At 35.7% G+C, this 23303-nt stretch carries 25 protein-coding genes and 2 pseudogenes; 21 read left to right on the top strand and 6 right to left on the bottom strand.

Annotated features, from left to right (window positions below; all coding sequences use genetic code 11):
• Positions 1 to 139: 139 nt before the first annotated feature.
• The 12 genes from ACFSCX_RS18065 to ACFSCX_RS18010 all read left to right on the top strand — a co-directional run bounded on the left by ACFSCX_RS18065 (position 140) and on the right by ACFSCX_RS18010 (position 11896).
• Complete coding sequence (locus ACFSCX_RS18065; protein ID WP_377929639.1) at positions 140 to 1822, top strand: formate--tetrahydrofolate ligase; 1683 nt, start codon at positions 140 to 142, stop codon at positions 1820 to 1822.
• Between the two features lie 13 nt (positions 1823 to 1835).
• Positions 1836 to 2351 (top strand): hypothetical protein, encoded by a 516-nt coding sequence (locus ACFSCX_RS18060; RefSeq protein ID WP_377929638.1) that lies wholly within the window; start codon positions 1836 to 1838, stop codon positions 2349 to 2351.
• A 17-nt stretch (positions 2352 to 2368) separates the two neighbouring features.
• A complete protein-coding gene (locus ACFSCX_RS18055) occupies positions 2369 to 3598 on the top strand; it encodes a DEAD/DEAH box helicase (protein WP_377929637.1) in 1230 nt (409 codons plus the stop codon).
• Positions 3599 to 3642: 44 nt separating this feature from the next.
• Entirely contained in the window at positions 3643 to 4119 is a 477-nt protein-coding gene (locus ACFSCX_RS18050; protein ID WP_377929636.1) for a glutathione peroxidase, read from the top strand.
• A 315-nt stretch (positions 4120 to 4434) separates the two neighbouring features.
• Complete coding sequence (locus tag ACFSCX_RS18045; RefSeq protein WP_377929635.1) at positions 4435 to 7518, top strand: GNAT family N-acetyltransferase; 3084 nt, start codon at positions 4435 to 4437, stop codon at positions 7516 to 7518.
• Positions 7519 to 7520: 2 nt separating this feature from the next.
• Complete coding sequence (locus ACFSCX_RS18040) at positions 7521 to 8378, top strand: amidohydrolase family protein (protein WP_377929634.1); 858 nt, start codon at positions 7521 to 7523, stop codon at positions 8376 to 8378.
• Between the two features lie 5 nt (positions 8379 to 8383).
• Entirely contained in the window at positions 8384 to 8608 is a 225-nt protein-coding gene (locus ACFSCX_RS18035; protein ID WP_377929633.1) for a tetratricopeptide repeat protein, read from the top strand.
• A 50-nt stretch (positions 8609 to 8658) separates the two neighbouring features.
• Entirely contained in the window at positions 8659 to 8865 is a 207-nt protein-coding gene (locus tag ACFSCX_RS18030) for a hypothetical protein (protein WP_377929823.1), read from the top strand.
• A 267-nt stretch (positions 8866 to 9132) separates the two neighbouring features.
• Positions 9133 to 10404: a helix-turn-helix domain-containing protein gene (locus ACFSCX_RS18025; protein WP_377929632.1), complete on the top strand. Its 1272-nt coding sequence runs from the start codon at positions 9133 to 9135 to the stop codon at positions 10402 to 10404.
• Positions 10405 to 10425: 21 nt separating this feature from the next.
• A complete protein-coding gene (locus tag ACFSCX_RS18020; protein ID WP_377929631.1) occupies positions 10426 to 10608 on the top strand; it encodes a hypothetical protein in 183 nt (60 codons plus the stop codon).
• A 131-nt stretch (positions 10609 to 10739) separates the two neighbouring features.
• Positions 10740 to 11582 carry a DegV family protein gene (locus ACFSCX_RS18015; protein WP_377929630.1) on the top strand — a complete coding sequence of 281 codons (843 nt, stop codon included), beginning with the start codon at positions 10740 to 10742 and terminating at the stop codon, positions 11580 to 11582.
• A 14-nt stretch (positions 11583 to 11596) separates the two neighbouring features.
• Positions 11597 to 11896: a hypothetical protein gene (locus ACFSCX_RS18010; protein WP_377929629.1), complete on the top strand. Its 300-nt coding sequence runs from the start codon at positions 11597 to 11599 to the stop codon at positions 11894 to 11896.
• Between the two features lie 3 nt (positions 11897 to 11899).
• Here ACFSCX_RS18010 and ACFSCX_RS18005 read toward each other — a convergent pair whose 3' ends face one another.
• Both ACFSCX_RS18005 and ACFSCX_RS18000 read right to left on the bottom strand, forming a co-directional pair.
• On the bottom strand, positions 11900 to 12142 hold the full coding sequence (locus ACFSCX_RS18005; protein WP_377929628.1) for a hypothetical protein: 243 nt from the start codon (positions 12140 to 12142) through the stop codon (positions 11900 to 11902).
• A 57-nt stretch (positions 12143 to 12199) separates the two neighbouring features.
• Positions 12200 to 12424, bottom strand: coding sequence for a hypothetical protein (locus ACFSCX_RS18000; protein WP_377929627.1), 225 nt, complete (start codon positions 12422 to 12424; stop codon positions 12200 to 12202).
• A gap of 135 nt (positions 12425 to 12559) precedes the next feature.
• Between ACFSCX_RS18000 and ACFSCX_RS17995 the strand changes: the two genes are divergently transcribed.
• The 6 genes from ACFSCX_RS17995 (at position 12560) to ACFSCX_RS17970 (ending at position 17893) form a co-directional block, all read left to right on the top strand.
• Positions 12560 to 13201 carry an HD domain-containing protein gene (locus ACFSCX_RS17995; protein WP_377929626.1) on the top strand — a complete coding sequence of 214 codons (642 nt, stop codon included), beginning with the start codon at positions 12560 to 12562 and terminating at the stop codon, positions 13199 to 13201.
• Positions 13198 to 15093 (top strand): ABC-F family ATP-binding cassette domain-containing protein, encoded by a 1896-nt coding sequence (locus ACFSCX_RS17990; protein WP_377929625.1) that lies wholly within the window; start codon positions 13198 to 13200, stop codon positions 15091 to 15093. Before ACFSCX_RS17995 ends, ACFSCX_RS17990 begins: the two co-directional genes overlap by 4 nt.
• Positions 15094 to 15148: 55 nt before the next feature.
• On the top strand, positions 15149 to 15751 hold the full coding sequence (mobA, locus tag ACFSCX_RS17985) for a molybdenum cofactor guanylyltransferase (RefSeq protein WP_377929624.1): 603 nt from the start codon (positions 15149 to 15151) through the stop codon (positions 15749 to 15751).
• Positions 15752 to 16385: 634 nt separating this feature from the next.
• Positions 16386 to 16892 carry a CBO0543 family protein gene (locus ACFSCX_RS17980; protein ID WP_377929623.1) on the top strand — a complete coding sequence of 169 codons (507 nt, stop codon included), beginning with the start codon at positions 16386 to 16388 and terminating at the stop codon, positions 16890 to 16892.
• Positions 16893 to 17050: 158 nt separating this feature from the next.
• The gene (locus tag ACFSCX_RS17975; RefSeq protein WP_377929622.1) at positions 17051 to 17209 is read left to right on the top strand and encodes a hypothetical protein; all 159 of its coding nucleotides are present in this window, start codon (positions 17051 to 17053) and stop codon (positions 17207 to 17209) included.
• Positions 17210 to 17389: 180 nt separating this feature from the next.
• On the top strand, positions 17390 to 17893 hold the full coding sequence (locus ACFSCX_RS17970) for a hypothetical protein (protein WP_377929621.1): 504 nt from the start codon (positions 17390 to 17392) through the stop codon (positions 17891 to 17893).
• 203 nt (positions 17894 to 18096) lie between these two features.
• Here ACFSCX_RS17970 and ACFSCX_RS17965 read toward each other — a convergent pair whose 3' ends face one another.
• The 3 genes from ACFSCX_RS17965 to ACFSCX_RS17955 form a co-directional block, all read right to left on the bottom strand.
• Positions 18097 to 18375 carry a hypothetical protein gene (locus tag ACFSCX_RS17965; RefSeq protein WP_377929620.1) on the bottom strand — a complete coding sequence of 93 codons (279 nt, stop codon included), beginning with the start codon at positions 18373 to 18375 and terminating at the stop codon, positions 18097 to 18099.
• A gap of 132 nt (positions 18376 to 18507) precedes the next feature.
• Positions 18508 to 19212, bottom strand: coding sequence for an ABC transporter ATP-binding protein (locus ACFSCX_RS17960; RefSeq protein WP_377929619.1), 705 nt, complete (start codon positions 19210 to 19212; stop codon positions 18508 to 18510).
• A 25-nt stretch (positions 19213 to 19237) separates the two neighbouring features.
• Positions 19238 to 20707: an ABC transporter permease gene (locus tag ACFSCX_RS17955; RefSeq protein WP_377929618.1), complete on the bottom strand. Its 1470-nt coding sequence runs from the start codon at positions 20705 to 20707 to the stop codon at positions 19238 to 19240.
• A gap of 656 nt (positions 20708 to 21363) precedes the next feature.
• Between ACFSCX_RS17955 and ACFSCX_RS17950 the strand changes: the two genes are divergently transcribed.
• Together ACFSCX_RS17950 and ACFSCX_RS17945 are read left to right on the top strand one after the other, a co-directional pair.
• Positions 21364 to 21507 (top strand): hypothetical protein, encoded by a 144-nt coding sequence (locus tag ACFSCX_RS17950; RefSeq protein WP_377929617.1) that lies wholly within the window; start codon positions 21364 to 21366, stop codon positions 21505 to 21507.
• Between the two features lie 126 nt (positions 21508 to 21633).
• Complete coding sequence (locus tag ACFSCX_RS17945; RefSeq protein ID WP_377929616.1) at positions 21634 to 22533, top strand: collagenase; 900 nt, start codon at positions 21634 to 21636, stop codon at positions 22531 to 22533.
• Between the two features lie 216 nt (positions 22534 to 22749).
• Here ACFSCX_RS17945 and ACFSCX_RS17940 read toward each other — a convergent pair.
• A pseudogene (locus ACFSCX_RS17940) lies at positions 22750 to 22878 on the bottom strand (chromate transporter); the annotation flags it as partial.
• A gap of 152 nt (positions 22879 to 23030) precedes the next feature.
• On the opposite strand from ACFSCX_RS17940, the pseudogene ACFSCX_RS17935 reads away from it, so the two are divergent.
• Positions 23031 to 23279, top strand: a pseudogene (locus tag ACFSCX_RS17935) (chromate transporter); the annotation flags it as partial.
• Positions 23280 to 23303 lie beyond the last annotated feature (24 nt).

Genomic DNA, 23303 nt, shown 5'->3' with positions numbered 1-23303 from the left:
TATTAAGAAATGGATAAAATTTTCTTAAATTCATTTACAAATCAGTCATGTTGGTAAATAATACAAGCTCTTGCTTGTATTATAGAAGCTGTTGCTAAAGATTCACAATATAAACTTAGTAAAAGTGAGGAGAAAAACGATGAAAAAACCTGTTCCATCAGATATTGAAATTGCGCAAGAGGCAAATTTACACAAGATTTATGACATAGCTGGAAACATCGGTGTTATGCAAGAGGAGCTAGAGCCTTATGGACATTACAAAGGAAAGCTTTCCTTGCAAATCATGGATAGACTAGCAGCAAATAAAGAGGGAAATCTCGTTTTAGTGACAGCCATTAACCCAACCCCTGCTGGTGAAGGTAAATCTACTGTAACAGTAGGGCTTGGACAAGCATTAAATAAACTTGGAAAAAGGGCAGTTATAGCAATGAGAGAGCCATCACTTGGACCAACGATGGGTATTAAAGGTGGCGCAACAGGTGGAGGATACTCTCAGGTAATCCCGATGGAGGATATCAACCTACATTTTACCGGTGATATTCACGCTATTACAACTGCCAATAATGCACTGTCGGCGTTTATTGATAATCACATCCATCAAGGCAATACGTTAAACATTGACCAAAGAAGAATTACATGGAAGCGAGTAGTTGATTTAAATGATCGTGCATTAAGACAGGTTATTGTTGGATTAGGTGGACCGTTGCAAGGAGTTCCAAGAGAGGATGGCTTTGATATTACGGTTGCTTCTGAGATCATGGCTGTTTTATGTCTTGCCACAGATCTTGAGGATTTAAAACAACGTTTAGGAAGAATGGTGATTGGATACAGCTTTGAGAAAAAGCCAATCACCGTTTCTGACCTTGGAGTAGCAGGAGCACTAACAATGCTCTTAAAGGATGCGATTAAGCCCAACCTCGTCCAAACGCTTGAAAATACCCCAGCTCTTATTCATGGCGGTCCTTTTGCAAATATTGCTCATGGTTGTAATAGTGTCATTGCGACGAAGCTTGCATCCAAGCTAGGAGATTTTGTTATTACAGAAGCTGGATTTGGTGCAGATCTCGGAGCAGAAAAATTTTTACATATAAAATGTCGTGCGGCAAATTTTAAGCCTAGTGCTGTTGTCATCGTGGCTACTATTCGTGCGCTTAAAATGCACGGTGGACAAGTAAAAACCGAATTAAAAACTGAAAACGTAGAGGCATTACAACTTGGTATCCAAAATCTAAAGAAACATATTGAAACGATACAAGCTTTTGGACTTCCGTTTGTAGTCGCCATTAATCGATTCATTACCGATACAGAAGCTGAGATCAATTGGCTATTAAATTGGTGTAATGAAAACAATGTTAGGGTTGCTTTAACAGAGGTTTGGGAAAAAGGAGGAGAAGGTGGAGTAGAGCTTGGAGAACAAGTGTTATCTGCCATCGAAAATGATTCAAATCATTTTAATTATTTATACGATGTGAACGACTCCATTGAAAGTAAGATTAACACGATCGCCAAGAAAGTGTACGGTGCTACATCTGTCGAGTTCAGTCCATCTGCAAGGAAGCAAATGGTTCAATTTGAAAAAGAAGGTTGGGGTCATTTACCAATATGTATGGCAAAAACTCAATACTCCTTGTCAGATGATCCAGTCAAGCTTGGAAGACCAGAAAACTTCTCTATTACGATTCGTGAGCTAAAGGCATCTGTTGGTGCTGGGTTTATCGTAGCTCTTACTGGCACTGTGATGACAATGCCTGGATTACCAAAAGAACCAGCCGCATTAAAAATGGATGTAAATCAAGACGGAAAAATTGTCGGTTTATTTTAAGGAGTGTTCGTGAATGTTTGACCCTACTATTTTTGATAATGTCAAAGTTGTCATGGAGGGTGCTGTTTACGATAAAGATTTAGATGGAGTATTAAACGTAATTGATCGGAAAGATTTCGTAAATCTTGCTGAAATGTCTAGACACTATTCCATTTCCTTTGCAATATATGATCATCCTTCATCTTATTGTAAGTGGCAGCTATCATCTGATGTCCGTCAATTATCGAATGAAATACTGAGACCGTATGATAAATCCGAACAAGGATGTTTAACAAGTATTGAATTCTCCATACTAGTAACAATGAATGAACAAGAATGGAAGGGAATCGAAGAAATCATCTCCAACCATTGGAAGGGGCGGAATATCTCGCTAGAAATCCGGATTCCCTATCCACTTGAAGAAAACGTACGATTACATGCAACTGTTCATTTTGACCGTATTATTATGGAAGAAGATATTGATGACTTAGTTGAAATGCTAACATTCATGTTAAACACCCTTCATAGCCTAAGGGAGCATGGGTATTAATGACAAGGAGATTGGATATGGAATTAACGATTGAACAATTCAGGGAATATATCATTGAGGCATGGAAAATAGCAGGATTTAGTACATTTACAGATGTACAGCAAAAATCGATTCCACTCATGCTCCAAAAGAAAGATGTGATCGTGGAATCGCCTCCTGGAACAGGTAAAACATTAGGTTATCTTCTTCCTATCATGCAGGAGCTTGATAAGGAAGCAAAACATCCCCAAGCAATCATTGTTTCCCCTACAAAGGAGCTTGTCATGCAAATTCATGATGAGGCGACTCGGTTTTTACAGGGAAGTGGGTTCTCTTCGGCGACCTTTATAGGTGGTGCTGATCTAAAGAGACAAATTGAAAAATTTAAAAAGCATCCGCAAATCGTCATTGGAACACCACATCGACTTGTGGAATTAATTGAAATGAAAAAATTAAAAATGCATGAAATCAAAACCATTGTATTGGATGAAGCGGATCAAACCATTAGTTCAGGGATGACAAAAGAAGTTGACCGGATCATTCAAGCTACCCTTAGGGACAGACAATTGGTTGCGTTTTCAGCTACCGTTCCAGATCAGACCGTTGAAATGTTAGAAAAACGGATGAATCAGCCAACAAATATTAAAGTAGAATCATCGGTTGAATTAAAGGAAAAGGTAGCCCACCTTTATGTTGTATGTGAACGAAGAGATAAAATTGATTATTTAAGAAGAATCTTACATACTGAACCTGGTATGAAGGCTATTGCATTTATTAATGATGCCTTTCATCTTGAGGGGCTTGCTGCCAAAATGGCTTACAAGAAAATTAGTGTAGGAATTCTATATAGTCAGTCTACACAAGCAGAAAGAGAAGCTACATTAAAGAAATTTAGAGCTGGTAAGTTTCAATTATTACTCGCAACTGATGTTGCGGCAAGAGGGTTGGATATTGAAGGGATTACGCACGTCATACACTTAGACTTACCAGAAGCCATTGAGTCTTTTGTTCATCGCTCAGGTAGAACGGGAAGAATGGGAGCAAGTGGAACAGTTGTTTCAATTGTCACTTCAGGAGAGGAAAAGCAGCTTAAACAGTTTGAGCGAAAACTGGGAATCACGATGCAACAAGTGACATTGTTTAAGGGGCAGTGGACAGAAGATAAACAAGTTCGTTCTAATCCAAAGAGTCCTACTACTGGTAGCAAAAAGAAAAATTCCTCTAAAAAAGGTACTCATGGTGCTTTTAAACGACCAAATAAGAAGTAGATGGGGATATTCACCAAAAGTTGAAGATAAAGGGGGAAGAGTGAATGTCTATATACCAATTTTCTGCTACGACTATACAGGGAGTGGAACAATCATTAGATCAATATGAAGATCGAGTATTACTGATTGTGAATACGGCAAGTAAATGCGGTTTTACCCCGCAATACAACGAATTGCAGGAACTGTATGAATTGTATAAGGACAAGGGTTTTACTGTACTTGGTTTTCCTACCAACCAATTTATGAATCAAGAACCTGGAACCAACCAAGATATTCAAGAGTTCTGCCAATTAAACTATGGAGTATCATTCCCAATGTTTGAAAAAGTAGATGTGAACGGTAATCAAGCTCATCCGTTGTTCAACTATTTAACCGAGCATGAAAAAGGTTTTCTTGGCTCGAAAACGATTAAATGGAACTTTACAAAGTTCTTAATTGATAAACAAGGGGAAGTTGTTGGTCGATATGCACCAACCACAAGCCCACTTTCTTTAAAAAACGATATAGAAAAATTATTGTAGCCCACATAAGAGTGGGCTTTTTTTTCGTTCAGAATACTTTAATAAACCAAAGAATCATGGTGTTTTATAAATTCTGAAAATTCCTTTACATATCAAGTAAAAGTCAGATATAGTAGAGTTATGGTTATTTAACCATATTTTTCTAGTAGAAAATGGCTGAGGAAGCCTTTTTTGTTTTGGTCATGGACTACTAGAAGGAGTCATATAAAAAAGGAGGAGAGTAGTATGAGTAAAGTGAATAATTGGCCAAGAGGATTTGATGGGAATAGGATTATTGAGACATAGAAAAGAAGAACGAGAGACGGAGGATTTTTAATGGTACAGACAAAAAATCAAATAAAGATTATAGAATATCATGAAGGACTAGCTGCCGAAGTTGCGAAAATGTGGAATTTAAGCCGTGACGGATGGGGCGGGGATGCACATGTCACGACGGAAGAAAAGGTACGTGTACAAGAAGCCAACTCTGGAAATATAAATCTTTATTTGGCAATGGACGGAAATGAGGTAGTTGGGTACTGCGGATTATGTGAGTACCGTGAGGATGAGGGTGCTCTATATATTCCATTATTGAATGTTCGGTCAGACTATCATGGTAAAAAGATCGGAAAACAGCTCGTACTTAAAGCATTAGAGCGTTCAGTAGAGCTTGATTGGCCGAGATTAGATTTATATACATGGCCGGGAAATACAAAAGCTGTACCACTCTATAAAAAATGTGGTTTTTTCTGGGAAGACCGTGATGATACCACTCACTTAATGAACTTCATGCCTACCGTATTAAATACAGAAGCAGTACGTGAGTTTTTTAATGAAGTAGATTGGTATGATGCAAGTACAAGAGTAATAGAAGTAACGCCTGATGGTTATAAGGATAAGGAGTTTACGTACTTTGAATACAAATGGGAAAAAGACAATCGGTCATTAAGAATGGAGTTTGAAAGAACAGGTAGAGGGTTACGACTTGTCGAAACAGACGATTATCTTGTATCTGCGTCGGTTGAGGATTTTAAACTCGTTTGTAATAACGATTATCAAGTCCGATATTTTATTAAAAATAAATCGGGTCTACCACTTAAGGTAGAGTTGTGTGGAGAGAATCACCAAATTGTTTCCTACGAATATCAAAATGTTGTAACAGTAGAAGATGAGCTCACTGTAGAGTCCACCTTTACATTAGAGCAGCTTCAAGAAGAACAGAGTAATTGGAGAACACATCCTTCCGTTGTAACGAATGTCTTGATAAACGGGAAAAAGGCGAAATTCTCAGTTGGAGTTTTACCAAAGCTACCGGCTAACATTACAGGAGTTGTCCCGATTGCTCAAGGTTATCTTGGCGAAGAATCTATTTTTTACGTTGATCTAGAGAACAATTTTAAGGAAAAGACAACCTTTACATTACATTTTCCAGAAGATCAACTTTTACGTTTAGCGAAGTCAACGTTTGAAGTTACACTGGATTCAAAAGGAAAGGAATCTATACCAGTTCCTCATAAGCTTGTTAAGTATGGCTTTTATTCCCCAGTCCTAAAGGTTCAAGCGGTAACGGAGAGTGGAACCTGCCATACGTTCACAAAACAGATAGGAATTGGTTTTAAAGGCTTAGGAGCAAAGTTCAGCGGAGAATGTGATAAATATTGGCACATTTATAATGGCCTTTATCATATGTATCTAGACAAATTTGATAATGACCTACTTCCTGGTAGATTAACAAAAGGAACACAAAAAACGATTGGTTTGTTCCCCAAGCTAGGGAAGCCTTACTCGAGTGAATTTTCTAAAAGAAAACCATCCAAGATTGAGTATACGGAACAAGATGGAGCGATGGCTCTTTATGCAACTTATGTATCTGTCGATTTTCCAGGAACAGAGCTAGTAAGTGTATCTAAGCTTTATGCAGAAGGATTGTTAGAGCAATCTTATATTGTGCGGAATAATAATAAGGATTCGTCACCTGAACCGGTTTGGGTCTACCAACCAATTTATCATGAATTATATAAACCTGTTTTTGTGATGAATCAAAAACTAGTGGAAGTGAATGAACAGGCAAGTGTAGATTATGGTTTGTGGAATAGTCAAAACATTACAGAAAATTGGCTATTTTCACGTTATCAACCATATGCCCATGGAGTATGCTGGCCAAAGGATGTAAAGGTGAACTTTGAGAGTTGGTATATGTATGTAGAACATCATCTAGGCAAGATATCTGCCAACACAGAAGTTGAAACAAAACCTGTTTTCTTTTCATTTGGTGCGTATCAAAGCTATGAGGACTTTAGAGAATTTGCAATTAAATCAAGCAGTAAACACAATGATGTGGTTGAAGATCTCTCAATCTCGATTTCTAAGCAAAATGAAGAAGAATATGAGCTGCGTCTTGATGATAAGAAGGCAAGCTTTTTCCAAGGGTCCGTGCAATTTTCCAAAGAAGGAAGAGCTGAATCTTCTCAATCTTTTTCAGTTCAAGATGAAAAACGTGACGCTACAACAACCATTAAGTCTCTTGATCAATCCATGTTTAATGTGGATGTTGATGTGGAATTAAATGGTGTGATACGAAAGAAACGTGTTCTTTTGTTGAATCCAACTCATGGTGAGGTTGCCATTCAACAAGAGAGAAAACAGGATAAAAATGTATGGATCGCTTCCAATGGATTGATGTCAATCGAAGCTTCTGAGGAATTTTTCCCTGCTATTTATTCACTCAAAGCTAATGGAAAAGAATGGCTAGATACAACATTTCCTAAACTAAAGCCAAAGGCTTGGTGGAATCCATGGAGCGGGGGAATTCGATCAGGCTTCCATGGAATAAATCATAAATCCTTTACCAAAGAGAAAACAAGGGTAGGGGAAGCAGGACTAATTGATCAGTTTGGGCATGTATGGAAAGGATTAAAAATTTCGACCATCCTTGAAGAGAATGAAAAGTACCGAGGACTAGGTATTGAGCAATTTTATGTCATGCTGCCAGGAATTCCAATTGTTGCGTATGTTACGAAATTTTCGCAAAACACTGGGACGTATCTTCATTTCCAAAAATGGTTCTCTGAATGTGCTTTCAATCCTGGCTCTAGCCTGGAGCAGGGTTTCATAAAGAGTAAAAATCAAGAGACGAAGTATATGGCAGGAAGAACAGAGTTTATGACTAGTTTAGAAGAACATGTCTTAATTGGTTCAACTGAGGAGGAAGATGTGCTTCAAGTTATTGCAGAAAAGTCAGCGAGCGATATTGAAGCTTACATGAATAAGGAAATTCTATCCCTTGCGATATGGAGAGATATTCACTTACCGAATGGAGCGGAATTCCTTTCTTCCCCTATGTTTATGATTGCTACCGACCGAATCTTTACAGATGATGAAGTAAAACAGCTTCAAAGTATGACATTAAACGAGGGATAAACATGAAAATTATTGATGCGCATATTCATTACTCAAACATAAAAAGCTTTCATGAAACAGCCCATTCCATCTCGAAGGTTGACTATTCATACGAGGGCTTACAAAACGAATTCAACGATAATAATGTTGTTCTTGGAATTGCCATGGGGGTTACGGAGACAGATGGAGAAGGGTTCCCTGACTCCGCTTCTCCCTCTCCTATGGGGATTGATTTATCCGAACAATTACCTACTAATGTTGTATATTGTGCAGGGATTAATCCATTTAAACTAGATGAATTCGCTTTAAAGCAATTAGAGTTAGATGTTCAAAAGCCTGATTGTGTAGGGATAAAAATCTACTTGGGTTATTACCCGTATTATGCGTACGATGAAGTATATGAGCCTGTTTATAGAATTGCGAAAGAGTATCAAGTGCCAGTTGTTTATCATACAGGTGATACGTATTCTGAACGAGGTAGACTACGTTTTTCGCACCCTCTTGCCATTGATGAGGTCGCTGTAAAGCATCGAGACATGACCATAATGATGGCTCATTTTGGAGATCCTTGGGTGTTAGATGGGGCTGAGGTGGTCTATAAAAATTCGAACGTTTATGCCGACCTCTCTGGACTTGTTGTAGGAGCAAATGGTGATATAAAAAAGCTGCAGGACACAAGATTTTTTGATCACTTATTACACGCCTTAACTTTTACGAACAATTATGAGAAATTTTTATTTGGTACGGATTGGCCATTAACACCTATTAAACCATATATCCAATTCATTCAAGACATTATTCCAAAGGAATATCATCAGGATGTTTTTTACGAAACAGCTATTAAAGTCTTCCCTAAAATAAAGTCGTTGATTGGTGAGTAGTAATCATGGATAAATTCGAAGAAGCCCAAAAATTAAAGGAGCTAGGTGAATTAACGCAATCCATGGAGCTTTTTAAAGAACTAGTCTGTGAAGCTCCTGATAATGCAAGCTACCAATATCATTGTGCTTGTGCACATGACAGGTTAGGATTCGAACGAGAGGCAGTACCCTATTACGAAGCAGCTTTACAGCTTGGATTACACACTGAGGAAAATAGGGGGCTCTTTTAGGCTTAGGGAGTACATACCGTACTCTTGGTGAGTATGAAAGGTCAAAAGATATTCTAGAAAGAGCAATAAGGGAATATCCAAATGCATTAGAATTCCAGTCATTCTTTGCCTTAACACTTTATAACCTTAAAGAATATGAACAAGCTTTTGGTATCATGGTTCGACTCTTAGCAGAAACATCGAGCGATAAAGGGATCGAAAGATATAACAGATCTTTGATGTTTTATTCTGATAAATTGGAACATATTTGGAAGTAATATAAGTCGATAGTCATGAATTATATTTTTTTCTATAATTGGACAATAACAAGGTTCATTTTCACAAGTTTTACTAAAGAAATATTTAAGATAGCTCTATTATTAATTAGAGCTATCTTTTTTCTGTTATGTTGGGAAAGTTGGTACTAAAAAATGCGGATTATTCACTAAAATTTGCAGTAACTTTCCCAACATGCCCTTTAGCAGGAAAATCGCAATATTTAAAGAATTTATACATTGTAGTAAAATTGACGCAGGTGGGGGGACATGATGAAAATAGGAGATCGCATTCGATTCTTTCGAATACAACAAGGAAAAACGCAGGATGAGCTAGCAAATGGAATCATTTCTATCTCTTACTTATCCAAAATTGAAAACAACCAGAGCCTACCAAGTCTTGAGGTTGTCGATATGCTGTGTGAGAGGCTAGGAATTCGTTTTCTAGACGAGGAAGAACCCACCCTTTTAGAGGAGTTGATGGTTTGGTATAAACGTCTTGTTCACGGTGAAATTGAAGCTGTAAAGTCCACATATCCCATTTTAAAAGACAAAGTTATTAGCTCAAATGATTCCACAACTCTTATACACTTTATCCTTTTTGAATTCCGATATTTTTTACATATCGGTGAAAAAGAGGCAGCTAAGAAAACATTAGAAAAGATAACTCAAATATCAGATATTTTCACAGACGATTTAAATTATTACTATCATAAATTTATTGGCCTTCATGAATATATGCAGGAACAATATAGTTACGCTTATGATAGTTATAAAAAAGCAGAGGGTATCTTGCTTAGAAATGTTTTTGAGAAATGGGAAGAAGCTGATTTGTATTATTCACTTGGGTTAACAAGTAGTCGACTTTGGAAGGTTACCCTATGTTTAAATTATACAAATCAAGCATTAGCTATTTATCAAGCACAATATAATTTTAATCGAAGTGCAGAATGTCAAATATTGTTAGGTATCTCTTATAGACGAACAAACGATTTAAAAAAAGCCGAGGAGAGTTATCTCCTTGCTGACAAAATAGCCACCACCTTGAATAATTCTAGTTTTAAAGGTTTCATACACCATAATCTTGGATACCTTTATACCATAGAAGGAAAATCTGAACTTGCGATTAAACATTATGAGAAAAGTATTTTATTTCATGAGCAGCATAACTATAAAAAAACCTTTCCATCTATTCATTGTATTATTATGGAATACTTTAACAAAAGTGACTATTCAAATGGTTTGCGATGGGTAGAAGTTGGCTTGAACAAAATACCTGATTCAATGGACTCTATGGAATACTACTATCATTTTAAGACTTATCAACATCTCATGAGTAATGCAAATGAGGAAAGTAGTGAAATGGAGTTTTTCTTAAAGGAAAAAGTAATACCGTATTTTGAGAGTCATAATAACTACAAGTATATTGCTGAATATTCAGAGATGTTAGCAGGATATTATGAAAAACATTTCAAATATAAAAACGCAAGCTTATTCTATAAACTATCTAATAAATCGTTAAAGAAAATAAATAATATTTAATAGGAATTGGAGTGAAGTATGATGAGTAAAAAGTTAAGTTATCTTTTAGTTGCACTGGTGATCACTTTTAGTTTGTTAAGTATTAGTAACCTTGTATTTAATGTTGTTGCAGGAGAACAGGAACCTGATCCGATTGCAAAACAAGTACAATTTGCAGCAGAACAAGAGCCAGATCCAATTGCAATGCAAAGTTATTTAGTATAATCAATTTTATAAGATTTTGTTTAAAAGCTGTCAAACTACAAGACAGCTTTTTTCTTTTTTGTACTATTATGAAAACATAGATGAATATTTCAAGAAAATTCCGTATAATTTTGTACAAAGGGGGAATACAGATGAAGATTGCTTGGGTGACAGATAGTACGGTTTTTCTGGATGAAGCGTTACAAGGACATCCCGATATATATACGATCCCGATGCTGATTATGTTTGAGGGTGAGGAATATAGAGATGGGGTTGATTTAACTCGAGAGGAATTTTTTTTGAAGCTGGAAGATTCAAAGAGTTTACCAACATCCTCTCAACCATCAGTAGGAACGTTCTTGGAATTATATGAGTCATTAAGGAATCAGTATGACGCGATTATATCAGTTCATGTTTCTAGTAAATTAAGTGGTACATATTCGACAAGTACGCAAGCGGCTAAAATGGTAGATTTCCCAATTGAGGTGATTGATTCTAAAATCTTATCGTTGCCGATGGGGAAGATGATAAGAAGAGGGATTGACTTACAAGCCTCAGGTGAATCGTTCGAAACCATTGTCCATAAGGTACGAGAAATGGCAGACGATCATGAGACATACGTAATGATCGGTAGTCTTGAACAATTACATAAAGGCGGAAGAATGTCAGGGGCACAATTTTTTATAGGATCCGCCCTTAAAATAAAACCAATCCTTGCACTAGAAAATGGAGAATTGCAGACGTTTGAGAAGATTAGAACCGATAAGAAGGCTGAACAGAGAATGATAGATCTATTTAAGGAAGCGCTTACAAACAATCCATCAATTAAAGAAGTGTCTATTTTATATGGAAGGATACCTGATTTAGCAAATGATTGGAAAAATAAACTTAAAGCCTTTAATCAATCCTTGAAAATTGATGTATGTCCACTTGGTTCCGTTATTGGTGTCCATGCTGGTGAGAAAACAATTGGGATTAGCTGGCTTACAAAATAAGTAGGTGAGATTCGATGTCCATAATCCAGGAACATTTTGAAACGGCTCTTGAAGCCTGGTCCATGATGCAAAAAACCACTGATGACGAAGGAGCTGAATGGGCGGAAAGATTTGAAAGGTATTTTTATGAATTTAGTAAAGAGTTAAAAATATGGATTAATAACCTTGATGTTAAACCCACTAGTCTTGAGGAAGCAGAGGCTCTCCCTGAAATTCAATACTGGATGGATCATTTACCAGCACCTGTTCAGCTTAATCTTTTAACAGAGCTAGAAGAAATAATAGACGGAATTGAGACAAAACGGTTTGATTAATCCTTATTTAAATAAAAGATAGTGAATTTCTTTTGGAGGTACAAAGTAGGCTCCGATGATAGAATAGCCAATGCTTACAAAGCGTGCTAGTGTTTCAGCACAATTGTTGGATGGTGGTTCAACCGGTGCATGATCACTTTGATGCATGCCTAAAAATTGATTGGTTGTGGGCTGACAGCGAACGATCACAATATGCCTTCCATACCATGCAGTGCCAATTTCCCGGATTGGAAAATGAGAATTCATTGATTACACTCCTTTTTTTAGGAAAGAGAACATCGTTTCTCTTTCCTTAGTATTTTATTAATAGAACATTTCATTTGCTTCCCATGACTCAACGATTCGATATGGACGATGTGATTCATTATTCGTTCCACCTATAAGTTCACTTAACTGCTTATGCATCCCCATTAATGGAGTATGTGACATTCCATACAGTATATATGGATGAAGGCCTGCTTCTTGTATAATCGGATAAAATAAGGTTCGATTGTAAAAGTACGGCATCAATGAATAAGGAACGTTCATCATATCCCCTCCACAGAATATTTCAACATCAGATTATGTCAAGTACCCAGTTTTGCGATTTGTCCAATAAGAAATTCCACGAATGCCTATTAAAAACATGCTACAATACAAGGGAGTACTTCAAAGGAGAAACCGATGAACCAAACAATAGATCTAACAAAAGACTTTGTAAAAAAGCAATTGGAGAAAGATGCAAGTGGTCATGATTGGTGGCACATTGTGAGAGTCACCAACATTGCAAAGGAATTAGCATTAAAAGAAGAAGCTGATCCATTTATCGTCGAGATGGCAGCCCTTTTACACGACATTGCAGATGAAAAACTAAATGAGTCAGAAGAAATAGGGCTCAAAAAGGTTGATACTTGGCTTACACAATGTAACGTTGACGCCATAGAAAAGGAGCATATCCTTTCTATTATAGGAAGTATGTCATACAAGGGTGGCAATAATCTGTTAATAGATACAATTGAAGGAAAAGTGGTACAGGATGCTGACAGGCTGGATGCAATAGGAGCCATTGGTATTGCTCGTACATTTGCTTATGCTGGTTCTAAAGGGGATATTATGTATGATCCGTCTCTTCCTGTTCGTGAAACGATGACAAAAGAAGAATATCGAACAGGCAAATCTACCCCTATCAACCATTTTTATGAAAAGCTATTGAAATTAAAAGACTTAATGAACACTGAAACCGCTAAAGACATGGCAAGCAGGCGGCATCTGTATATGCTTGATTTTTTAAATCAGTTTATGAAGGAATGGTATGGACAATCATGAAAATGATCACAATTGAGAATGTAACAAAGAGTTATGTTGAAAAAAACTTATTTCAAGATATTTCATTTAGTATCACTGAACAAGAAAGAGTTGGGATTATCGGGATCAATGGAACCGGTAAGTCGACGCTATTAAAAATTGTCTATGGAGTCGAAGTCCCGGATGAAGGTCAGATTGTTACCTCAAAGGACTATTCCATAAGTTACTTATCTCAGCATCCTGTCTTAAATGAAGGTATGACCGTATTAGAGCAGCTGTTTTCAACAGAAACCCCAGTGAATAAATTACTAAAGGAATATGAAAGAATTCTTCGAGAAATTGAATTAAATCCGACAAATGAAGCTCTTCTCACTAAATTGTACCCACTGCAGCAGCAAATGGATGTTATGAATGCATGGGATGCTAGTTCAAATGCAAAGGCTATTTTAACAAAGCTCGGTATCATCAATTTTAATCAACACATTCATGAATTATCGGGTGGTCAAAAAAAACGTGTGGCCCTTGCGCAAAACTTAATCGATACACCTGATTTACTCATACTTGATGAACCAACGAACCACTTAGACGCAGAATCGATAGAATGGTTAGAGGAATGGCTAAGTAAATATACGGGCTCATTATTATTTGTTACCCATGACCGATATTTCTTAGACCGTGTAGCGAATCGAATTATTGAATTAGATCAAGGTAAACTTCACACATATAAAGGAAACTACTCAGCATTTATCGAAGCAAAGGCCATCCGTCTTGAAGAAGAACAAAAATCATGGCATAAGCATCGTCAATTGTATAAGCAAGAATTAGAGTGGATGAGAAAAGGCGCAAAGGCAAGGACAACAAAACAAAAAGCTAGAATCCAAAGATTCGAGGAGCTTGAACAACTAGATGGTCCTGATCACGTAGGAAAAGTAGATGTTAGCTTAACGGCAAATCGACTTGGTAAAAAAGTAATTGAGCTTATTGACATCTCTAAGCAATTCGATAATAGGAAACTAATTAGTCATTTCAGTTATTTAATAAAGCCTCATGATCGTATTGGAATAATTGGAAGGAATGGGACAGGGAAATCAACCTTGTTAAATATTATTTCCGGGAAGTATACTCCAGATCAAGGTGAAATGGAAATCGGATCTACGGTACGAATAGGTTATTACACACAAGAAAATGAAGAGATGAACCTGAGTAAACGAATGATTGATTATATTAGAGAAACGGCATCAGTGGTCCATACAAAGGATGGGTCCACGATCTCCGTGTCTCAAATGCTTGAACGTTTCTTATTCCCACCATCAACCCACGGTACTCCACTTGGAAAACTATCAGGTGGCGAAAGAAGACGATTATATTTATTAAAAATCCTAATGGAAGAACCGAATGTACTATTACTTGATGAACCAACAAATGATTTAGATACCGAAACATTAACGGTACTCGAGGATTATCTTGAAGAGTTTCCAGGTGTAGTGATTACTGTATCACATGATCGATACTTTTTAGATAAAGTAGTGGATCAGCTGTTAATTGTAGAAGGTGAAGGGATGATCTCTACCTATGTTGGTAGCTATAGTGACTACTTAGAAAAGCAGAAGCTGAATGAAAAAGCACAAGCCGAAAAAGAAAAGCAAGCATCTGTAAAAGTGGAACGTGAAGAAAAGCCAAAAAAACGTAAATTATCCTATCAAGATCAAAAAGACTGGGACACAATTGAGGATCGAATTGAAAAGTTAGAAAATAAACTATCATCTATAACGAATCAAATTGAACAAGCTGGTTCTGATTTTGTGAAAATATCTTCCTTAATGGAAGAGGAGAGAAAGGTTAAGGAAGAACTTGAATTGGCAATGGAACGTTGGACCGAGCTTTCACTATTAATTGAAAAAATTGAACAATAAATCGTGCAAAAGGACTTCTTTAGTTGAAGTCCTTTTGTATCATAGAGGTGATGACATGAATGAAAAGATCTGCGGTGTTATTTTAGCAGGAGGAGAATCGAGACGTTTCGGGTCTCCAAAAGCATTTGCTTTGTATGAGGGCAAACCTTTTTGGAGACATTCCTATCATGCATTACGGGATGTAACGTCTTCACAGATCATCGTGAGTCATCCAAGCTTGAAAGTGGAGTTTGAACAAACAACAAACCTTCCCGTTATCTTAGATGAGGAAACGATTAGAGGGAAAGGACCTTTAGCGGGTATATTTTCTGCCATGAATTCTATTGAGGCAGAGTGGTATATAACCCTGTCATGTGATGTTCCTAAAATTACATCCTCAATAATAGAAACCCTACTTTCTTATATTTCATCTGATTTTCAAGCGACTATCCCAGTGATTCATGGCAAAATGCAGCCATTAATAGCAGTTTATCATCGATCCGTCTTCCCACTTATTAAAGAGCTATTAGACAATGACATTTACAGAATGACAGCGCTTTTAAATCAAATAGATACCTTATATCTCTCAGAAAAAGATCTTAAGGTGGATGGTATTTATTTTGAAAATATTAATGACAAAGAATCATTGAAGGATTTAGTGGAAAAGGATAATAGCTAGGAAGAGAAATTAGCGAAAGAAGGTATTGTATAATTATGGTAGTAGGACAGAAAATTTTGTTCTTTTAGAAGTGGGTTCGACCCCGACCACCGGTATCTTTAGGTAAAAATGAGATAAGTTAAGAAACGGTAGAACACTCACAAATGTTGATAAATCAACGTTTATGAGTGTTTTTTGCTTTTTTTTGAGAAAAAGGCTGAAAAAGGTAGGTTTTGAAATCATTGTACACATTTTTTACACAGCAATTTCATAAGAAAATGCTAATTTTTAGGGGCTATATGATAAATAAGTAGCTTTAAATTCGCTAGTTTTTATGTGTAATCGGGCTAGGTTTTGAAAGAACACTTACAAGGAATTTATTTTAAGTATAATATAAGTTGTGAAGAAATGCATTTAACGATCAAAATGCGGATAAGAAAATTGTCACTCCTTAATACGTAGTAGACTTTATACTACGCAACAAGAGTCTTTAATTTTAGTAACTTGTGAAAAAATGCACTTAAACTATAGCATTCATCACAGTGGAAGAAGCTTTTATTAAATATTAGGATATAAAAATTATTATGTAACCTAAATTATAACTTTGTGTGATTTGGAAAGGATAGGTAATACTAATATCCGAAGGAATGGTTACATGTACATTTTAATTAATGCTTTGTATCTTATAGCAGGATTTACATGGGGAGATTGGAGAAACTGGAAAAAGTATTACCCAACTATCCTTTTCTTAATCACTGGAGATTTTTTATATAATTTTCTACTCTATAACAAATCCATGTGGCTTTTCCATGATTTAATCTTACCTAATCATACATTGATTACAATTTTAGCGATGACTGTCTCTTATACTGCAACAGTATTAATTTATCTGGGAAGGTTTCCTGAAGAATGGAAGAAACGTTCTTTATGGTTTTTATTATGGTTTGGAATATATATAACTATTGAGTACATAAACAGTAAATTAGGCTTTATCACATATCATAATGGTTGGAATATGTGGTGGTCTGCCATATTTACAGGGATTATATTTTTTATTTTGCCTATTCATCATAAAAGACCGTTGCTAGCTTGGGGTATTTCAATTGGTATTATAATATCTCTGTTAAGTATTTTTGATGTGAACATAAGTTATATGAAATAGAGTGATTTTATTTTTAAGAAGAAGTATATTTCACATGATAACGGATGGACAATGGGGTGATTGTTTTTATTTAATATGTTCATTTTTGTGGAATATGTTTGAATGAACTTTGATAACATAAAATAAATAAAATTCAGGTGTTTATCAGGAGATTAATTATGCTTTATTTTTTAATGACCATCGTAACATTAACTTGGATTGTATTTTTAAAAAAGGGAACTAATCTTTCTTGGCATTTTCTAATAAATACATATGCAATTGGTGTAATGTTTGTTGATATTGCGGAGATTACTTTTAATCAATTTATGGGATTATAAAAATTCCCAACTAAATTACTATCAGATCCCCTAAAAGATAACCAGTTAGGGGTACTTTTCAGTGATGTTCTTATTTTACCTTTCACTTCTATCTTATTTATTTATTACGCATCTAAATATAAAAAGTGGAAAGTGGTACTTCTATTTACGGTTATTTATATCATAATAGAAATGATATTTTTGAAAACTGGTTATTTAGTCTATATGCAATGGTCTATTTGGTTTTCATTCTTTGCTTACCTTCTTGGTTTTTCTTTATTTTCTTTATATTCAGATCGTCTTCTTTATTACAAGAATCCTTTACCTTACCGTTTTCGACTATTCTCAGTAGTTTACAGTATAACTGCTATAATTGGGGGAGCATTAGGAGGTGCATTAATTGAGCTTTATCAATGGATACCAGGTATATTCGAATTTCCACCTGCCGACGACCGATTTGTCGATCTCGGTTTAAGTTTAGTTTTAGGGGTTTTGATTGGAACAATTATTCCAATCTTTTCATTAAAATATAGACCACTGATGTTTATACTTATTACATTATGCATAATTGCTTTTTCAATATATTCTTCTTTTCAAGGTTGGCTTATTTATCATAATTGGAATCACTTTCTAATGGCAATAAAGTGGTTAGTCCCAATATTCATAGTTGTTTTTTACGATCGTTGGGAGTCAAGGGTTGAATAGTTTAGATATTCAACTATCGGTAGCTTATTTTAAAGATGAATAATAACACAAGAAAGTCATTGTTGCGCAGTACAAATATACTGGTAACTAAATAAAAATCGATAAAGACGATCACTCTTTAAGGGTGATCGTTTCGTCTTATTTGACAACTTATGAGACAAAAAAGGGCAAATAAATGCCCTCAATAAGATTAAATCTGCTTATTATTCTTTATATTTTAAGTAATTAAAGTTTGAAGTTGGAACTTGTTTTAATATGTTTCCTTCCTTATCCTTATAAATTTCATACTCTCTGTAGGTTTCAACAATAAATCCGTCAACTTCTTTGTCTTGATCTTCCTCATGCAAGTATTCCAATTCAATAATGATGGAGTCTAAGTTTTCATCATATGTTTCGGTATCTTGTTGAACAGAGACATTAGTTTCTATAGACCCATTGATAGGAGGGGTTGGTTTTGGACTTAGAGCATTGGCATATACCATGAAAATACAAATCATCATTAGACCAAAAAAAAACAAATAATTGTTTCAACATAATCTACCCCTTTAGGAAAGTTACATTTAACAATATGCTTGTACACAAATTGAGTAGACAAAGGTCTTATCAAGTTTAATCTACTTTCCAGCGAGGGATAAATTGTCTGTCATGTTGTCTGTTAACGTAAGGTTTCCTTTAGATAGCTTAACAATCTTATCTGACTTACTTGCAATCGTTTGATCATGGGTTACAACAATTATACATTTTCCTTCGTTATGTGCTAAAGATTGGAGAAGATCGACAATTTCTTGTGCAGTGTTTTCATCCAGATTACCTGTTGGTTCATCTGCTACAATTAAATCTGTATCTGAGCAAAGTGCACGCGCAATGGAAACACGCTGCTGTTGTCCTCCGCTCAGTGTTAATACTTTCTGGCGAGCTTGTTCAGATGAGATACCCACCCGTTCGAGCATTTGCAGTGCGAACTCCTTTTTATTTTTATGTTTTGTTCCTTTTATTTCAATACCCGTAATGACATTTTGCAAAGCCGTCATGTAAGGTAACAGGTTATACGACTGAAAGACAATTGAAACATATTTGCTTCGGAATTTAGTTAAGCCAATTTTTTTTATTTCTTTCCCTTCATAGAATATAGAACCTTCCTTCGGCACATCAAGTGCACTTGCTAGTGCTAGAAAGGTTGTCTTACCTGAACCGGAAGGACCTACAATCGTATAAAACATACCTCGTTCAAAGCTGATATTGATTTTTTTTAGAATATCGTGTCTTTTATTTTCATGTTTATACCAATAGCTAACATTGTTTAATTCAAGCAACGTCATTTTGTAATCATCTCCTTTTTGAAAATTAATCTTGTCTGCTCAGAATTGTTTTCGGTTGAAGTCTTAACACCGAGAACGTTGGCAGAAGAGAAGATAAGATTGCGATAAGTATTCCAATTAAGGCTAATAATCCTAAGTCATCAGCAGTTACACTCACGTCTAAGTCTTCGATTGTCTCGACTTGTTGAGTTTGTCCTGCTTGCAATCCTGCCATTCCTCCTCCGAACATTCCTCTACCTCTAAATGATGCTGGTGTATTTGTCTGTTCCGCTGTCTCTAATTCTTGATTTAACAACTGATCGCTTACTTGGTTAGCAACGGCGTTACCACTGAATGTTGCAATTCCGAAAGAGATTGCCGCCACAATTAAAATTTCAACAATAAACTGACCCACAAGCTTCCAACGTTGTTCACCGATTGCTAAAAGCACACCCATTTCATATTTTCGTTCACGTATTGACATCATGATAATTAAACCTAAAATAATTGCGCCGGCTATCGAGACAAGATAAACAATGTTATTTGAAAAGCTAGCCACATTATCAATCGGACCAACCATCTGTTGATAAAGTTGATCATTAGCATCTAGTTTGAACGTATCAAAATCAATGCTACTTTCTAGTTGAGCTTGATTTATAAAGCTATCCATTTCTGCAGGATTTTCAATGTAATAAATAGCACTATCAATCGTTCCTTCATATTCCGTTCCTTTTAACGTAGCTGCAGTCGTATACGGAACATATATTTTGTTGTATGGAATTAGTGCAGTAAAATTCATTCCTTGATCCGAACCAACTGAGGTTGTAGAATAAATTCCTTTTACTAAAAGTTCTACTGTAATTGAGTCGTCCAAAGGATTGGTAACCGTTATCGTGTCGCCAACTGTTAAATCATTCTCTTCCGCAAGAGTCTGTTCAATAAGAGCCACATTTTTTCCTATATCTTCTTCATTAATGTGCTCGCCTTCTTCTAAAGTCGATGTTCTGTCCATAAATTCTGTAGAGGAGTCTGTATACGTAACACCCTGGATTGAAATATCACCTTGAGCCATTCCTCTAGACCTACCTTGACCCTGTGTCACATTACTGTCGGTACTTTCATCCGTTGATTCCACAGTTTCTTCGGCACTTTCAATCGGTTCAAAAGTTGTAGCCAATGCGGTTGTGGAAGAGTAAAAATTGTACCCCTTAATTTGTGAAAATGAGGTTAATTCCTCTGCTGAGTTTATTGGAATAGGTGTAGATTGGAAACGTACTCGTTCACCTGATGATTGCTGTTGCGATTGCATGTTCTCCCGTAGTTTCTCCATGTCTACTTGAAGAGTGACATCCGCTCCAAGCTTTTGTCTGGCAAGCTCCCCAGATTTTTGAGCCGCCGTTTGAATAGAAAGACCAGCTAGTACCAAAACACAAATAACAGAAAACACGAATATCTGTAGTAGGCTTTTTCCTTTTCTCGCTTTTACACTCAACAAAGCTCGTTTAATAAAATTCATCCTAGACTCCTCCTCCTGACAGGGAGCACCTCCCTTGTCACTTAATATTTTCTTTATTGGACTGTGAGGAAGGTCGCTCATATTTTAGTGTGTCAGATAACCTATCTCATTGTCCCAATGAATATAGACTACTGGAAATTCATGTCCAAATTATGACGTAAATGTTTCTTTAGTTTTAACAATTTAGGATGATTAATAAATGAAGGTGTAACACTGATTCCTCGAATAGAATGCAAGTTTGGATGGGAATATCTTTATCTTGTTAAAAGCAGAAAATTTAGCAGAAAATGAGATATAAAAAGACGACAAAATAATAGGGTCATGCTGCACAGTACAAATATACTATTCAATAAAAAATATACTCAACACTTGGTGCGATTGTGGAAGAAATAGCCTAACTCCTCGGTAAAGATAAGGGGAATTAGGCTTTTTTTACTTCAAAACCGCTAATATTCTACCATCGGTAACGCGTAAACAGGAAATGGTAATATCGTGACTGTAATAAAAGCTCTGAGCTTACATATCCTCAAAAGTATCCACCGTCTTTTGATCATCTTCTTCCAGCAATTCTTTGACAATGATAGCCTCTAAGCGAAACAATAAGCGTATATTAAAGCAATTAGAAATCGAAGAGCAGGATTTGGAGGAATTGCGTATTGGCTAAGTTAAAGCGACTTGTGATAAGTGAGGATGCAATTGTTGATGTAGTAGTTCCTGTTACCGATGAAGAGTTAAAAGACCGCCAAAAGCAATACTTTCCTCAATTTTTTAAGGAATTATGTAATTTAATATTAAAATAATTGTATGAATAGTTGTTCTGCTTTTTAAAATAACGGGAGGTTTCTTCAATTAGGACAAATGATTTACAATGTTGTTAATATTCTCTTGCTAATCTTGTAAGATAGGCAATAAAGGTAGGTTTAGAAATGAGGAAACCATTAAAAATTTTATCTATTATTTTTTTAATTGTATTTGTAATCTTGTTATCACTAGCCTTTGTAGTGGGTGTTTTTATAAATAAGACACTGGAGAAGGAAACGAATGAGGATTTACCCTTTTTTCAATCTATTAAGATGGCTTTAACATTAAATTTTGAAGGTGAAAATGAAAGACAATTAAAAGAAAATAGGTTGAAAGAACAGCATCATCATATCTCTATTTATTACCCAGATGATTTTTCAGAACTTATTCCAGTTACAAAAGAAACATTAGATTGGGCAATAAATAAAAACGAAGAAATTTTTGGAACAGTAAAAGTAAAAGCTGTTGATTTAATTGTGTTTAAAGACAAGGATGAATTAAATGAGTTATCAGAACTTATAGATATATCAGGATTTTATTCAGATTTTGACAAGTTATTATCAATTAGGTACAACTATAAAGAAATGATTCTAGAAAAAAAAGAGACACCGCTTTATTTTTTCCAAAAATCTATCTTGCACGAATATACTCATTATACCTTCAATCGAATGGTTGAAGGTTCGGAATTTGGTACTTCTGTTTATCCAATATGGTTTCAAGAAGGAATATCTGAATATATAGGGAATGATAAAGCAATCGTAGAATATTCTGATTTTAAATTAGTACCATTTAGTCAGTTAGTTAACGGAGAACAATGGCAAACCGCAAGATTTCAAGAAGGAGCAAATGTTTATAGACAAAGCTACTTTGCAATTAAATATTTGATTGATATATACGGAGAGGAAGTTTTAGGTAAAATTATTAAAGAATCAAATAGTACAGGCGATTTTGAAGGAAGTTTCATTCAAACAACGGGTATTAGTATTCAAGATTTAGAAAACGTTTTTTTGAATTCGTATAAGTAAAAATATACTATTTTCTTTCTTCAACAAACGAGATGTGTTAGTTGAAGAACAGGTCATTAGATTATAAAAAACGCAGAGGATGCTAAAACCTCTGCGTTTTTCTGTGTGATTTTGTTGTCTAAAAGTATGCGATTTCCCTTGATATTAGCCTTGTCAATTCGGTTTTTCTACTTCACAACCGAACTAGTTGTGAAAAAACACTACTACTTTTGTATACTAAATCAATGATAATAGAAACCCACCGATAGCACCAGTTACAACGATTACCCAAGGTGGTAATTTCCAATAAACTAACATGCTAAATAGGAGTGCTGCGAAGGCGAAATCAATTGGAGTAAAGATTGCTTAACTTTATTCTTTGGGTTACTTATATCCTCCCTATTATTAAAGAAGCAGAGCGATAAAAACTATCAAACATTGCGATCCAATTTATCGCAGTACCATAACCAGCTAGAAACTCCTCTTCGGTTAACCAGCCAGTTGGAATAAATTCACGCCATGCAGTTCCTGGTCCTTTATTTACATTTGCGGTTTTTACATCGGTGCTGTCATAGGTGGTTGGCAAGGTGGATTATTAGCTACAGTAGCAATATTCCTACCAGCATTCCTACTTATTCTAGGGACTTTGCCTTTCTGGGGAAAGTTTACGCCGAAACACGAAAGTAAAAGGCGGATTAATGGGTGTAAATGCCGCAGTTGTTGGTATATTAATTGCTGCTCTTTATCACCCAATATGGACTAGCTCCGCCTATGCTTTATCGTAACCAAAC

The sequence above is a fragment of the Bacillus salitolerans genome (assembly GCF_042680805.1).
GTDB classification, from domain to species: Bacteria; Bacillota; Bacilli; order Bacillales; family SA4; genus Bacillus_CJ; species Bacillus_CJ salitolerans.
Note: the sequence above shows the minus strand (reverse complement) of the source record. Positions and strands in the feature narration are given on the sequence as shown.